Annotated in this window: 16 protein-coding genes; 9 read left to right on the top strand and 7 right to left on the bottom strand. The window is 69.2% G+C overall.

The genetic code is table 11. From position 1 onward, the window contains the following. Window positions 1–36 precede the first annotated feature (36 nt). Window positions 37–1,386: an MFS transporter gene (locus H516_RS0114290; protein ID WP_022890389.1), complete on the top strand. Its 1,350-nt coding sequence runs from the start codon at window positions 37–39 to the stop codon at window positions 1,384–1,386. 35 nt (window positions 1,387–1,421) lie between these two features. Here H516_RS0114290 and H516_RS20315 read toward each other — a convergent pair whose 3' ends face one another. Beyond that, a complete protein-coding gene (locus tag H516_RS20315) occupies window positions 1,422–2,183 on the bottom strand; it encodes a TetR/AcrR family transcriptional regulator (RefSeq protein WP_022890388.1) in 762 nt (253 codons plus the stop codon). A 47-nt stretch (window positions 2,184–2,230) separates the two neighbouring features. On the opposite strand from H516_RS20315, the gene H516_RS20310 reads away from it, so the two are divergent. The 5 genes from H516_RS20310 (at window position 2,231) to H516_RS0114260 (ending at window position 7,714) form a co-directional block, all read left to right on the top strand. After that, window positions 2,231–2,923, top strand: a complete 693-nt coding sequence (locus tag H516_RS20310; RefSeq protein ID WP_022890387.1) for a hypothetical protein — start codon at window positions 2,231–2,233, stop codon at window positions 2,921–2,923. A 145-nt stretch (window positions 2,924–3,068) separates the two neighbouring features. Further along, window positions 3,069–4,661: an ABC-F family ATP-binding cassette domain-containing protein gene (locus H516_RS0114275; protein ID WP_022890386.1), complete on the top strand. Its 1,593-nt coding sequence runs from the start codon at window positions 3,069–3,071 to the stop codon at window positions 4,659–4,661. Between the two features lie 637 nt (window positions 4,662–5,298). Beyond that, window positions 5,299–5,916, top strand: coding sequence for a carboxymuconolactone decarboxylase family protein (locus H516_RS0114270; RefSeq protein ID WP_022890385.1), 618 nt, complete (start codon window positions 5,299–5,301; stop codon window positions 5,914–5,916). Next, window positions 5,913–6,788, top strand: a complete 876-nt coding sequence (locus H516_RS0114265; RefSeq protein WP_022890384.1) for an RNA polymerase sigma-70 factor — start codon at window positions 5,913–5,915, stop codon at window positions 6,786–6,788. Before H516_RS0114270 ends, H516_RS0114265 begins: the two co-directional genes overlap by 4 nt. A gap of 29 nt (window positions 6,789–6,817) precedes the next feature. Then, window positions 6,818–7,714 carry a TerC family protein gene (locus H516_RS0114260; protein ID WP_022890383.1) on the top strand — a complete coding sequence of 299 codons (897 nt, stop codon included), beginning with the start codon at window positions 6,818–6,820 and terminating at the stop codon, window positions 7,712–7,714. A gap of 1 nt (window position 7,715) precedes the next feature. Here the strand turns inward: H516_RS0114260 and H516_RS0114255 are convergent, their stop codons facing one another. Then, the gene (locus H516_RS0114255; RefSeq protein ID WP_022890382.1) at window positions 7,716–8,015 is read right to left on the bottom strand and encodes a hypothetical protein; all 300 of its coding nucleotides are present in this window, start codon (window positions 8,013–8,015) and stop codon (window positions 7,716–7,718) included. Window positions 8,016–8,068: 53 nt separating this feature from the next. On the opposite strand from H516_RS0114255, the gene H516_RS0114250 reads away from it, so the two are divergent. Continuing rightward, window positions 8,069–8,419 carry a metallopeptidase family protein gene (locus tag H516_RS0114250; RefSeq protein WP_022890381.1) on the top strand — a complete coding sequence of 117 codons (351 nt, stop codon included), beginning with the start codon at window positions 8,069–8,071 and terminating at the stop codon, window positions 8,417–8,419. Window positions 8,420–8,480: 61 nt separating this feature from the next. Here H516_RS0114250 and H516_RS0114245 read toward each other — a convergent pair whose 3' ends face one another. The 4 genes from H516_RS0114245 to H516_RS0114230 all read right to left on the bottom strand — a co-directional run bounded on the left by H516_RS0114245 (window position 8,481) and on the right by H516_RS0114230 (window position 10,893). Further along, window positions 8,481–8,903 (bottom strand): acyl-CoA thioesterase, encoded by a 423-nt coding sequence (locus tag H516_RS0114245; RefSeq protein WP_022890380.1) that lies wholly within the window; start codon window positions 8,901–8,903, stop codon window positions 8,481–8,483. A 10-nt stretch (window positions 8,904–8,913) separates the two neighbouring features. Continuing rightward, entirely contained in the window at window positions 8,914–9,402 is a 489-nt protein-coding gene (locus tag H516_RS0114240) for a hypothetical protein (protein ID WP_022890379.1), read from the bottom strand. A 61-nt stretch (window positions 9,403–9,463) separates the two neighbouring features. Continuing rightward, window positions 9,464–10,240: a PspA/IM30 family protein gene (locus tag H516_RS20305; protein ID WP_022890378.1), complete on the bottom strand. Its 777-nt coding sequence runs from the start codon at window positions 10,238–10,240 to the stop codon at window positions 9,464–9,466. After that, window positions 10,237–10,893: a hypothetical protein gene (locus H516_RS0114230; RefSeq protein ID WP_157432273.1), complete on the bottom strand. Its 657-nt coding sequence runs from the start codon at window positions 10,891–10,893 to the stop codon at window positions 10,237–10,239. Before H516_RS0114230 ends, H516_RS20305 begins: the two co-directional genes overlap by 4 nt. A 214-nt stretch (window positions 10,894–11,107) precedes the next feature. On the opposite strand from H516_RS0114230, the gene H516_RS0114225 reads away from it, so the two are divergent. Then, a complete protein-coding gene (locus tag H516_RS0114225) occupies window positions 11,108–11,614 on the top strand; it encodes a hypothetical protein (protein WP_033197227.1) in 507 nt (168 codons plus the stop codon). Between the two features lie 30 nt (window positions 11,615–11,644). Here the strand turns inward: H516_RS0114225 and H516_RS22890 are convergent, their stop codons facing one another. Beyond that, window positions 11,645–12,919 (bottom strand): aminoglycoside adenylyltransferase domain-containing protein, encoded by a 1,275-nt coding sequence (locus tag H516_RS22890; protein ID WP_211217100.1) that lies wholly within the window; start codon window positions 12,917–12,919, stop codon window positions 11,645–11,647. A 98-nt stretch (window positions 12,920–13,017) separates the two neighbouring features. On the opposite strand from H516_RS22890, the gene H516_RS0114210 reads away from it, so the two are divergent. Beyond that, a complete protein-coding gene (locus H516_RS0114210) occupies window positions 13,018–13,179 on the top strand; it encodes a hypothetical protein (protein WP_157432272.1) in 162 nt (53 codons plus the stop codon). Window positions 13,180–13,223: the final 44 nt, after the last annotated feature.

Here is a 13,223-nt window from a genome sequence, read left to right as displayed (position 1 = left end):
CCCGCTTCCGTTCTGACACACTGAGAGAGGTCGACGATGACCCGCATCACCCCCACCGCACCCCCCGAGATGACTGCCCCCACGACGGCCGCTGACGGCACCCAGCTGTCGATGACGACGCGAGACATGCGTCGCATCATCGCGTCGAGCTTCATGGGCAGCATGATCGAGTTCTACGACTTCATCCTGTACGCGACGGCCGCGAGCCTCGTGTTCGGCCAGGTCTTCTTCGCCGGGCTCGGCCCGGGCTTCGCGACGTTCGCCTCGTTCGCGACGTTCGCCGTCGGCTACCTCGCCCGGCCGCTCGGCGGCATCCTCTTCGGGCATTTCGGCGACACCCGCGGCCGCAAGAAGGTGCTCATCATCTCGATGGTGCTGATGGGCGTCGCCTCGACGATCATGGGCCTCCTGCCGCCGACCGAATCGGTCGGCATCATCGCGCCGATCCTGCTCGTGCTGCTGCGGGTCGTGCAGGGCGTCGCGGTCGGCGGCGAGTGGGGCGGCGCGATCCTCGTCGCGCTCGAGCATGCGCCGCAGAACCGCCGCGGTCTCGCGGCGAGCTTCGCGAATGCGGGCGGGCCGGTCGGCGCGGTGCTCGCGACGCTCATGTTGAGCCTGTTCTCGCTGCTGCCCGAGGATCAGTTCCTCGCATGGGGTTGGCGCGTGCCGTTCCTGTTCAGCGTCGCGCTGCTCGGTGTCGGACTCGTGATCCGCCTGCGTGTCGCCGAGACGCCGATGTTCCAGGAGCTCGAGGAGATCGGCGCCCGTCGCCGCGTGCCGATCGTCGAGGTGCTGCGGCACCATTGGCGTACGGTGCTCGTCGCGTTCGTCGTGGTGCTCTCGTTCACGACCTCGCAGGGCCTCATGACGGTCTGGGGCGTCTCGGAGGCGGTCGGCGCCGGCGCCGACCCGACGGGCGTGCTCAACTGGAAGGCGGTCGCCGCCGTCACGACGGTCGTCGTATCGATCCTCGCCGCCCGCATGAGCGACCGGGTGGGTCGCCGTACGGTCATCGTCGTGGGATGCCTCGTCGGCATCGTGCTCGCGCCGCCGATCATCGGGCTGCTGCAGACCGGAACGGTGTGGGGCTTCGCGATCGCGATCATTCTCGGCAACGGGCTCGTCCAGGGCATGGTCTACGGACCGATCGCGGCGTTCGTCGCCGAACAGTTCCCCACCTCGCTGCGCTTCTCCGGCGCCTCGGTGGCCTACCAGTCGGCATCGACCATCGGCGCGGGCTTCTCGCCGCTCATCGCGACGAGCCTCGTGATCGGGTTCGGAGCCACCTGGCCGGTCGCCCTGTTCTGGATGATCGTGCTCGCCGGGAGCGCGGCGGCCGTGCTGCTCGCCCGCGAGAGCAAGGACGTCGACATCCACGCCCGCTGAGCCCGCGAGTCGAGCGACCCGCCCGGATGCGCCGGCTAACGGGCCGGAGGACTACCGCCCGAAACGTGCGCCTCGATGCCGTCGAGGATGCGCGCCAGCCCGAACTCGAACCCGTCGTTCGTCGTCGCATCGGCGACGAAAGACGGGTCCTGCATCACGTCGGCGACCGCATCGAGACTGCGTGCGCGGAGCTGGGTGTCGAGGAAGCCACGCACCCTCCGCCGGCGATCTGGGTGCGCCGCGCTCAGCGCAGACGGAGTCGGAGCATTGCGCCGGAGGTTCGCGTCATAGCGTGCGTGGCTGTCGAGCAGATAGGCCGAGTACAGCACCTGTCGCGCCGGCAGGCCGGTCGGTGCGAGGGCGACGATGAGCGCGTCGAGCCACGCGGCGGTGTGCGGCGTCAGCGGGACGGTCGTCGGCACGTCGAGCAGCCACGGACGAGCGAGGAAGCGATCGCGCAACCGGTGCGGCCAGAGCGTCGCTGCGCCGCGCCAGTCATCGAGGGGCAACGTGGGGGCCGCACCCCACGCCCGATCGGCGACCAGCACGATGAGCTCTTCCTTGGAGGAGACGTAGCGGTAGAGCGCGTTGGTCGTCACGCCGACGCGGGCCGCGACCTTCGGCAGGGATGCCGCGGCGATGCCGTCGCGGTCGGCGAGCGCCGTCGCGGCCGCCACGATCTCATCGACACTGTGCGCGGGCTTGCGTCCGCGCCTGGTCGACGTGTCGACGACGTCCCAGGCCGAGGCGAGTCCGGGCGGCAGCGCGTCGAGTTCGGAGTGGTCGTCGATGCCCATGAAAGAAATAGTAGACGGCTTACACAATTCGAGTTATTGTGCATGGCATGAACAGTGCATCACGTACACAATTTCGATCATCCGTCCTCGTCGGCCGCTGGGTCGGCTGGGCAGCGGTCGTCGGCGGCGTCTTCGCGATCGCCGAACTTCCGCTCTACTTCGTCGTGCCCGCCTGCGACGCCGCCACCTGCGGTGTCGAGACGGGCTCGCTCATGCCCGACGGGCTGATCCTCACTCGAACCCTTTTCAACTTCATCGCGCTCACCATGTTCTTGATCTTCATGACGGGCGTGCGATTCCTGATCGCCGAGAAGGACGCTCGCTTCGAGTGGTTCGGCGCCCTGGCCGGCAGCGCCGGCGTCGCATGGACGGTCGTCGACATGGTCGCGAAGGGGCTCGAGGGCGGAAGCGCCATCCAGACCGAGGAATGGATCGACCCGACCCGCACCGTGCCCACCTACCTGCTCTACGGCACGATCAGCCATCTCCTCCTCGTCGTCTTCGGGCTCGCGTTCGGCTACGCGGTGCTCCGCTCGGGTGCGTTGTCCCGCTGGGTCGGCTGGTCGTCGTTCGGTGTCGCCGCCCTCCACCTCGCGGGGGTGCCGTCGATGTTCTTCGGCTACAACTCCTCGGAGTTCTACGCGTCGAACGGCTGGGGTGCCGTGCCGATGTTCAACGGCATCGCCGCAGTCTGGCTCGCCTTCGTCGGAATCGCCGTGCTCCGTGCGCGACGCGGATAGCCCCGCGAGATCGGTTCGGGCGGATGCCTCGACGTCACTGCGAGCGCGCAGGCGCGCTCGATAGAGTGGGCGCCGGCTCGAGGCATCCGTCTCGCCGCATCTCACCCCCTGCGAACCGCACCGCACCCCGAAACCGAGGACGCCCGTGAGCCTGATCCGACTGAACGACGTCAGCATCGACTATGACGGGCGGCCGGTGCTGAAAGAGGCGTTCCTCAAGCTGAAGCAGGGCGACCGGGTCGGCCTCATCGGCAAGAACGGCACCGGCAAGTCGAGCCTGCTCGAGGTCGTGCTCGGCCGCCGCGAGCCGACGAGCGGCACGCGCGACGTCACGCTCGGCACGACCATCGGCTACTTCTCGCAGTTCTCGGAGCTCGACGGCGAGCAGAGCATCCAGCAGACGCTGAGCGCGCACTTCGCCGACGTGCACGAGACGCAGGCGCGCCTCGACGAGATCGGCCTCGCGCTCGCCGAGCCGATGGCCGACGACGAGATGACGAGGCTGCTCACCGAGCAGGGCGAACTGTTCGAGCGCATGGACCACATCGGCGGCTGGACCTACGAGACGACGATCGACACGGTGCTCACCCGGCTCGGCTTCGACGCCGGGCGTCGTGCGCTGCCCGTCGACCGGCTCTCGGGCGGCTGGCGCAACCGGGCGGCGCTCGCGCAGATCCTCGTGCAGGCGCCTGACGTGCTGCTGCTCGACGAGCCCACCAACTTCCTCGACCTCGACGGCGTGAAGTGGATCGAGAACTGGCTCCAGGGCTTCGCGGGTGCCGTGCTGGTGGTCTCGCACGACCGGCAGTTCCTCGACGGGGTCGTCGATCGCATCATCGAGCTCGAGAACTACCGCCTGCAGGAGTACGAGGGCGACTACTCGGCGTACGTGCACGCGAAGCAGTCGCGTCTCAAGATGCTCGAGAAGCAGTTCGCCCACGAAGAGGAGCTGCTCGCCTACGAGCAGGCCGCCTCGACGGCCCGCCGAGAGGCTGCTCGCAACCCGTCGAACGCCGTGGCCCGTCGGCTCGCCGACATCAAGAAGCGCCAGGCGCCACGCCCCATCGACCAGATCATCACCTCGATCTACGACGGGCTGAAGGTCTCGAACGACCTGCTCACCGTCACCGGGCTCGCGAAGGGCTTCGGTGGGGCGCCGCTCTTCGAGGGCGTCTCGTTCGAACTCCAGCGCGGTGACCGCGTCGCCGTGATCGGCTCGAACGGCTCGGGAAAGTCGACGCTGCTCGACGTGCTCACCGAGGAGACGACGCCCGACGCGGGCAGCGTGCGCTGGGCCAAGGGCGCCCGCTTCGTGTCGTACAACCGGGTGTACGCCGCGCTCGACCTGACCGACACCGTCGGGCACGCGGTGAACGCCTACCCCGACTCGCTCGCCTTTACGGCGACGAAGAAGAGCGTCGGCCGATTCCTTGCGATGCTGCAGTTCTCGGAGGCCGACCTGAAGCAGAAGATCGGCACGCTCTCGGGGGGCCAGCGGGCCCGCGTCGCGATCGCCCAGTGCCTGCTCTCGGGCGCCGCGGTGATCGTGCTCGACGAGCCGACGAACCACCTCGACATCACTTCGACGCAGGTGATGGAGCGCGCCCTCACACACTTCCCGGGCGCGGTCGTCGTCGTCTCGCACGACCGCTTCTTCGTCGACAAGCTCGCCGACCGGCTGCTCGTGTTCGAGGGCGACGGGCGGGTCGTCGAGAAGCCCGCGACCGGGGCGCTCTAGCGCGAAGCCGGGCGGGGGCGCAGGTTCGGCTTGCAAGTCCTTCTCCAGAACTGCTGTGTCAGTTCCCCCTCATGCGCGGCCTCTGAGAGCGTCGGAAAGAGCCATGTCGGTTCCCCCTCATTCGGTTCCCCCTCATTCGGTTCCCCCTCGTTCGCTTCCCCTCATTCAGTCCCCCTCATCTTTCGATCCGCTCTTCCATCCCCTCATCAAGTGCCGTTTCCTCGTGAGACTCCACGCCTCGGGATGCGGGAGAACTGACATAGCTCGAACGGAGAATCCCCTGGGCGAATGTGCCCGGATTTCCGAGCGGGGACGGCCCGCGCACTCGACGCCGGAATCACGCGGTGCCACGTTCGCGACGAGTACTCGAGCATCGTTCACGATCGGGCGGTCAGCTCATGCGACGAGTGCCCGATTCCATCCGCCGCGTCCGCAGTGTGCGGGCTCGTGCTCATCGGGCTGCTGTCGGGCTGCTGTCGGGCTGCGCTCCGGCGGACGATGGCGCCTCACCGGCGGCCGGTGTGCCGCCGGGTTCGTCGGAGATGTCACACCCGCACGCCGGCCGGTGTCTTCATGTGCGACGGGATGATCCCGGAAACCGAAAACCCGGGGCCGTCGATGATCGCAGGAGGACACGATGACCACCCAGACCCGCATTCCGCCGACCGAGCTCACCGGCGTCTTCGGCACGGTCGTGAAGATCGCCGCCCGTCGGATGGTCGGCCGGGTGCCCGACTCGATGGGCGTGCTCGCGCACCACCCCGCGCTCATGCGGGCCTCGATGGGCATCGGGCGCAAGATCGAGGCGCTCGACGAACTCGACGAGAACCTCGCGAGCTACGCCGTGATGGCGACGGCGGCGTACATCGGTTGCAGCTGGTGCCTCGACTTCAACTACTACAAGGCGCACAACGAGGGCCTCGACGAGGCGAAGGCCCGTCAGGTGCCGGTCTGGCGCGAGGCATCCGTCTTCTCGCCCCTCGAACGCGACGTCATGGAGTACGCCGAGGCGATGAGCCAGACCCCGCCCGCCGTCACCGATGAGCTGTCGGCGGCGCTGCTCGACGAGCTCGGCCCGGCCGCGCTCATCGAACTCACCGCGAAGATCGCCTTCATGAACATGAGTTCGCGCATGAACGTCGCCCTCGGCATCCACTCCGAGGGCTACGCCGATTCGTGCGAGCTGCCGCCGCTTGCGATGAGGGCGACGACGACGACGGATGCTTCGCCCGAGGCCGTAGGCTCGGCGTCATGACCGACGACCCGTTCGTCACCCACCGCGCCCTGCTCTTCACCGTCGCCTACGAGATGCTCGGTTCGGCGGCCGACGCCGAAGACGTGCTGCAGGAGTCGTGGCTGCGCTGGAACGCCGTCGACCGCACGGAGGTCCGCGACGAGCGCGCGTACCTCGTGCGGGTCGTCACGCGCCAGGCGCTGAACCAGTTGCGCACCCGGTCGCGCCGCCGCGAGTCGTACGTCGGCGAATGGCTGCCCGAGCCGCTGCTCACGAGCCCCGATGTGGCTGACGACGTCGAGCTCGCCGAGAGCGTGTCGATCGCGATGCTGACCGTGCTCGAGACGCTCGGGCCGACCGAGCGCGCGGTGTTCGTGCTGCGCGAGGTGTTCGACGTGTCGTACGACGAGATCGCCGATGCGGTGGGCAAGTCGCCCGCCGCGGTGCGACAGATCGCCCACCGCGCGAAGGAGCACGTCGCCGCCCGGCGGCCGCGGGTGGCGGTCGACCGCGCCGAGCAGGAGACCGTGGTCGCCCGCTTCGTCGCCGCGGTGAACTCGGGCGACCTGCAGGGCCTCATGGACGTGCTCGCGCCCGACGTCGTGTCGGTCGCCGACGGCGGGGGCTTCGTGAAGGGGGCGGCTCGCCGGCCGATCGTCGGCGCCGACAAGATCGCCCGCTATCTGCTCGGCGGGCTCGCGAAGCTCGGACTCCCGTTCGAGGCGCGGCCGACGTGGGTGAACGGGCACCCGGCGATCCGCGGCGAGGTCGACGGTGCGCTGGCCGGCTCGATCAGCTTCGAGATCGAGGGCGGGCGCATCACGCGCATATTCTCGGTCGCGAACCCGTACAAACTCGGGCGCCTCGACGAGGAGGCCGAGCTGTCGCGCTGATCAGGGGTCGCGCCCCCTAGCATGAGCGGGTGGACTTCTCTTTCGCCTTCACGCCCGACCTGATCGCCGTCTTCGTCACGCTGTTCGTGCTCGAGATCGTCCTGGGCGTCGACAACGTCATCTTCATCTCGATCCTCGCGTCGAAGCTCCCGAAGGCGCAGCAGGCCAGGGCACGCAACCTCGGCCTGACGCTCGCGATGGTGATCCGGGTCATCCTCGTGTTCTTCGCGGGCTGGATCATCACGTTGAAGGAGGACGTCCTCGAATTGTGGGGTATGGGCTTCTCGGTGAAGGACTTCATCCTGATCGCCGGCGGCCTCTTCCTCGTGTACAAGGCGGTCACCGAGATCCACCACAAGCTCGAGGGTGCCGAAGAGGAGCACGGCGCGGCGCCGAAGAAGATCACCTTCGGCTCGGTGCTTGCGCAGATCCTCGCGCTCGACATCGTGTTCTCGCTCGACTCGGTGATCACGGCGGTCGGCATGACCGAGAATCTCGTCGTGATCGTGACGGTCGTGGTGCTGTCGTTCGGCCTCATGCTGTTCGCGGCGCGCTTCATCTTCACCTTCGTGAACCGCCACCCCACGGTGAAGATGCTCGCCCTCTCGTTCCTGCTGCTGATCGGCGTGTTCCTCATCGCCGAGGGCTTCGGCGTGCACATCGACAAGGCGCTCATCTACGCGCCGATGGCGTTCGCGATCCTCGTCGAGGCGCTGAACCTCATCGCCTCCTCGCGCAAGGCGAAGCGCGAGGAGCGCCGGCGCGAGCCCGTGCAGCTGCGCCCGCAGTACCCCGACGTCGACGAGTCGGTCGCGGTGTCGGCGGCGCTGTCGAAGGGCGAACCCGGGGCGGGCTCGGTCGGCCTCTCGAACCGCCCCGTCGAGGGCGAGCGGGATGCCTCGGAGGAGCGCGCCGGGCTCGGCTGAGCTATGCCGCGGGGCGCAAGCGCCCGCGAAGGAAGGGCAGGGCGGGGGCCCGATAGACGAGCGCTGCTGGATGCCCCGGGGCGAGCGCGAACTCGGCCGTGCCGAAGCGCCACACGCGGTTGAAGACGTAGGCTCCGATGACCGCCGGCTCGTCGGCGCGAACCTGCCAGGTGCCGACTCCCCACTGGCTCGGCTGGCCGCGGCCGTCGATGACGAGGGTCGGCTTGACGCCCCAGTAGAGCGCGAACCAGGGCTTGTGCAGCGTCAGCTCGATGCGGCGGGTGGCGGGGGCGTCGGTCATCCGGCGAGTCTAGGCCGCGGGCGCTCGGCGACCGAACCGGGCAGAATTGCCGCATGGTCGAGATCTCCGACGACGACTTCGAGCAGATGGTCTCCGAGGTGTTCGATGCGCTGCCCGACGACATGGTGCGGGGCGTCGAGAACGTCGCGATCCTCATCGCGAACCAGCCGCCGGGGGAGCGGCCGCGGCTGTACGGCCTGTACAGCGGGCGTCCGCTGAAGACGCGCGGGGTGTACGGCTACGGCGAGCTGCCCGACCGCATCACCCTGTTCAAGAACAACATGCAGGCGCACAGCGCCGACCTCGATGCGCTGCGCACGCGGGTGCGCATCACGCTCGTGCACGAGATCGGTCACTACTTCGGGCTCGATGACACCAGGCTGGGCGAGCTGGGCTGGGCGTAGTTCGGGTCCAGCCGGAGCGATGCCCCTTCGTGAGCGACACGTCGGTTGCGTCGCGCCACCGTCACTCTGCCGGTTCGAAGAACAGCGCCTGCAGCTCGGCGGGCCAGTCGGCGCCGCGCCGCGTGCGGGCGTCGACGTAGGCCACGATCATGAGGCAGGTGGCGACGGTCGTGCCCGAGGCATCCGTCATCGTGCATTCGATGATCGCGTCGTGCCCGCGGAACTCGCGCACGAATGAGGTGATCGTGACCGACTGGTCGCCGTCGACGGGGCGCAGGAAGTCGACCTCCATGCGACGCACCCAGGTCATGAACCCGAGGGTGCTGAGCGTCGGCAGGTTCCAGCCGGCGTTCTTCGCCAGGCCCTCCATGCGTTGGTCGGTGAAGTACCTTGCGTAGTTGCCCGTGCTCAAGTGCTGGAAGGGGTCGAGCTCGGAGAAGCCCACTTGGTGCGTGGTCTCGTAGATGATCGGCGCGCTCACCATGATGACCCTCCTACGGAGTGAGGTCGACCTCGACCTGGCCGAGCGTGAACGGGATCATGAAGGGTTCACCTGGGCTCGGGGGGTCGAGCGGGATCGCGAAGAACGAGACCATCGTCAACGCCGCCCAGGCGAGCGTGCCGGCGATCATGACGGCGACCGCGCGGTCGATGATGCGGAGGGCGGATGCCTCCGACCGCCCGGGCCGGAGGATGAGGGTGATCGCCACGATGACCGTCACGGCGATCGCGACGAACACGATCCAGCTCGGCCGCAGGGTGAGTTGCACGCACGTCGGAGTGATGTCGGCGGCGCTGCCGTTCACCTCCATGAAGCCGTCGGCGGTCGAGCCGCCCACGCATCCGCCTCGGGTCGCCGCGCCGATGACCGAATAGACGAGCGCCGTGCCCAGCGCCGCGAAGGCCATCCTCCGGATGCGGCGGATGACCGTCGCGCCGGGCAGGGTCGAGAGCGATGCTGGGCGGTCGATCGTCTCGGCCATCGATTCTCCCGTCACCTCGGTGTACTGGCATCGTGGCAGTCGGCAACGCTTCTCCGCTACCTCAGGGCGTCGTCGATCCCTGCCCGATGCTCAGCCACCCGTCGGGGCCATCGCGGTGCTGCTGCGGCCCGCCGCCCGGCGAGCCATCGTGCTTCATCGACTGGAGCTGGCGATCGACCTCGGCCTTCGCCGAGAGCACCGCGAGCTGGCGTTCGATGTCGGCGTCGGGAGCGGCGGTGAGGTCTTTCAGCGCGCCGCTCGCGAGCAGTTCATCGGTCGCAGCGGCGCGCGCCTGCATCTGCGCGACCCGGTCGCGGGCGCGCTCGAGGCCGGCGCCGACGTCGTCGATGCTCGACCCGATGCCGGCGACGGCTTCGTTCGCCTTCACCTGCGCTTCGGAGGCGGTGTACGTCGCCTTGATCGTCTCCTTCTCGATGCGGAATGCGGCGACCTGCTCGGACAGCTGACGCTCGCGCTGTTGCAGCTGCGCGGTCTGCTGCTGCATGGCGCTGTACTGGTCCTGGAGCTTGGCGACCTGGGACTCGAGCAGGGCCCGCCGCTCGAGGGCCGCCCGGGCGAGGTCTTCGCGCCCCTGCGCCATCGCCTCGCGGGCCTGCTCGCCGAGGCGCTGGTACCGGGTGCCCATCTCCTGCCCCTGCAGATCGACGCGCTTCTTCGCCGTCGCGACGTCGGCGACCGCCTGGCGCACCTGCTGAAGCAGTTTCAGCTGCTGCTCGTAGCTGTCATCGAGGGTTTCGCGCGGGTCCTCGATCTTGTCGAGGGCCTTCTTGGTCTTGCTGCGGAAGATGGTGCGGACGCGCGAGGTGTTGTCGCTCATGGTCGGTTCTCCTTCAGGTCGAACGTCGGATTCGGGCGGCGCACGGCGCTCGCGGAACGCGTCTGCGGTCGTGCCGGCAAGCGGGTGGGGGCGACGACCTCGTCGCGACGGTTGAGGCGCTGCAGCTCCTGCACCCCCGCGGCGAGGGCGGCGACCTCGCGCTCCATCTCGGAGTGGAGGGTGCCGAGCGTGTCGTCGGTGGAGCCGGCGAGGCCCGACGCGACGGCGGCGCGCAGGCGGCGCACGAGCGCCGTCACCTGCTCGACGCGATCGGCGGCGAGTGGCAGTTCGACCGCGAGCACCGACGGTGCGCTCTCGCTCTCGAGCAGGCGGAGCTGGAGGTCGAGCGCGCCGCCCTCTGCCCTGATGCGAGCGAAGAGCCGAGGGAGCTCGCCGTGCGCGCCGCCGCTCTGCTCGGCGAGATCGATCGCCGCCCGCCCGCTGTCGAGCGTGTCGGCGAGCTGCACGCGCAGCGCGAGCACCTTCCGGCGCGGACCCCGGCTGAAACCGGCCCGCGTGCGCAGCGCCGTCGCGGCGACCGCGCGGTTCCGGCGGATCCGCCGGGAGATCGCCCGCAGCGCGAGCACGACTGTCGTGATCGAGACGGCGACGAGGATCAGGAACGCGATGAACATCCAGAGCAGTACCTCCACGGTTCCCACCTCCCGTCGGCGCGTCCGAGCGCGTCGTTCGTGACGAGCCGTCGTTCGTGATCCACCTTCATGTCCCCGCCTTCGTCGAGCCGTGGCCTGGCGCCGCAGCCAGGCCTGAAACGCGATATAACGCAATCTACGCGCGACTCGCCGGAAGCCCTAGCCCTCACTGCGAATTCGGAGCGTGGGCGGTGCGCGCCGGTATCCTGTCCGGGTGTCAACCGAACGGCGACGAGTGCTGCGCCGGAAGTACTTGAGCCTCGGTCTGGGTGAGCTGGCCGCCGCGCTCGTCTTCGCGGTCGTCGCCGCGCTCGTGGTCGCGCCGGGACTCGGGGGCGGTTCGGGTTCCATTGCGTTGTGGTCGGCACTCATCCCGTTGCTCGTCATCCTCGTGCAGGCGGGCGTGTACTGGCTCGCGGCACGCAGCTGGGTGGAACACCGGCCGATGCCCGCTGCATGGGCCGGGGTGTACCGCGTGTTCCGGGCGGCGGATCCGGTGATGCTGGCACTGGGCCTCCTCGGAGTGATCGCGTGGTGGCCCGATTCCGTCGGCGCCGCGCTCGTCGTGTCGGCCATCTGGTTGTTCGGCCTGCTCGAGTACGTCAACTATTTCGTGGTGCGCCTGGCATACCCCGTCGCCACGTGGATCGCGACCATCGGGCAGTGGCGCACTCCGCGGCTCGTTCGAGATCTCCGGACAGCCCCGCTCGAGCGGGCGTGACGTCGTCAGCGCGGGTTCGACGATTCGGTCTCAGACGGCCTCGGGCGGCCAGACGACGCTGAACCGTTCGAAGACGACCTCGTGCTGCTCGGTCCAGTCGATGCCGATCGTCGCTGCGGTGCGCTGCCAATATCTCGCGTGGTTCTCGCGCCAGGAGTCGAGCGAGCGGTCGTCTTCGCCTTCATCGTGCGCGAAGGCGGCGTCGACGCTGGTGAACGGCCCGACGCGCAGCTCGGTGCTGCGCAGGATGACGCGGGGCGCGCCGGTCGAGTCGCACGCGATCCAGTGGCTGCCGATGCGGGGGAGCGGCTGACGCTCGGCTGCGAACTCGGCGACGAGGGTCGCGGTCGCACGCTTCGTGCCGTCGAGCACGAGCGCGAGCAGTCCGTCGGTCAGTTCGGGGTGATCGCCGAACCGCTCGACCGATGGCGTCTCGGCGTCGGTCGCGATCGCCGGGTGCGCGGCGCGGTACTCGGACCACATCGAGAGGGCGGCGTCGTGGTCGATGGGGGCGTTCGGCATCACTCCCGGGGCCGCCAGTTCGTGCGCCTGCGCCGCCAGCGCGTGGGAGAGCGCGGTGACCTCGTCGGCGAAGCCCGTCCAGTCGTCGTCAACCTCGCCGAGGTAGCCCGCCCGTGCGCGCTCGAGGAGCATCCGGTCTCTCGGCGCCAGCGTGGTCGCCGCCGATGCGGCCGCGACATCCTTCGGCACGATCTCGCCCGTGCGCAGCGTCGTGACGATGCGCGCGAACGCGAGCAGCGTGTTGCGCTCGTCGCCGACGATCTCACCGAGGATGTCGGGGATGCTCGCGAGCATCGCCTCGCGCAGCTCGCCGGGCGGAACCCGGTCGACGACCTCGGCGAGCGGGCGGCCTCGCAGCACCCGGTGCGCGGTCTGCGCCGTCGTGAGCAGGATCGGCACGTCGGGGTCGATGGTCGGCTCCAGGGTATGGCCGCCCTGGATGTCGGCGCGCATCCACTCGCCGAACTGGAAGTCGTGCTCGGCCGGATCAGGCCACCGGCGATTCGCGCCGATGACGACGCACGTGAGTTCGAGCGGCCGGCCGGCCGTGCCGTCCGAGAGCGTACGGGAGTGCGCCGACCCGCTCGAGGCGTCGAGCAGCACCTGCGTCAGCGCCTCGCGCTCGTCGCGGGTGAGCGACCGTCGTGTCAGCACGAGGAGGTCGAGGTCGCTGTCGGGGCGGAGCCCGCCCGACTGGGCGGAGCCGTACAGGTAGGCGCCGACGATCTCGCCCGGGTCTACCCGGTCGAGGTGGTCGAGGACGGGTGCGAGCTGCTCCTCCATCCGGCCACGGTAGCAAGCGGCGGCGGCGGCGGTGCGTGTGGAGCTCGATCACGCGGGCGTCGCGCCTGGTGGCGTCTTCGGGCAGTACGGTTGCAGTTGTGGATATCGGGCAGCAGATGATTCTGGCGACTGTCGCCTCATGGGCGGCATTCATTCTTGGAACGATCATCGGTCTGCTGCTTCTCTACTTGGTCATTCGTCAGGGCGTGTTCCACGGGCTCCGTGCGCACACGAGGTGGGTCGACGGCGGCAAGCGCTGACGCCGCCCGCCGCGCTACCGGCGCATTCGCGATGAAACGCCGCG

The sequence above is a fragment of the Agromyces italicus DSM 16388 genome (assembly GCF_000421545.1).
Lineage (GTDB): Bacteria > Actinomycetota > Actinomycetes > Actinomycetales > Microbacteriaceae > Agromyces > Agromyces italicus.
Note: the sequence above shows the minus strand (reverse complement) of the source record. Positions and strands in the feature narration are given on the sequence as shown.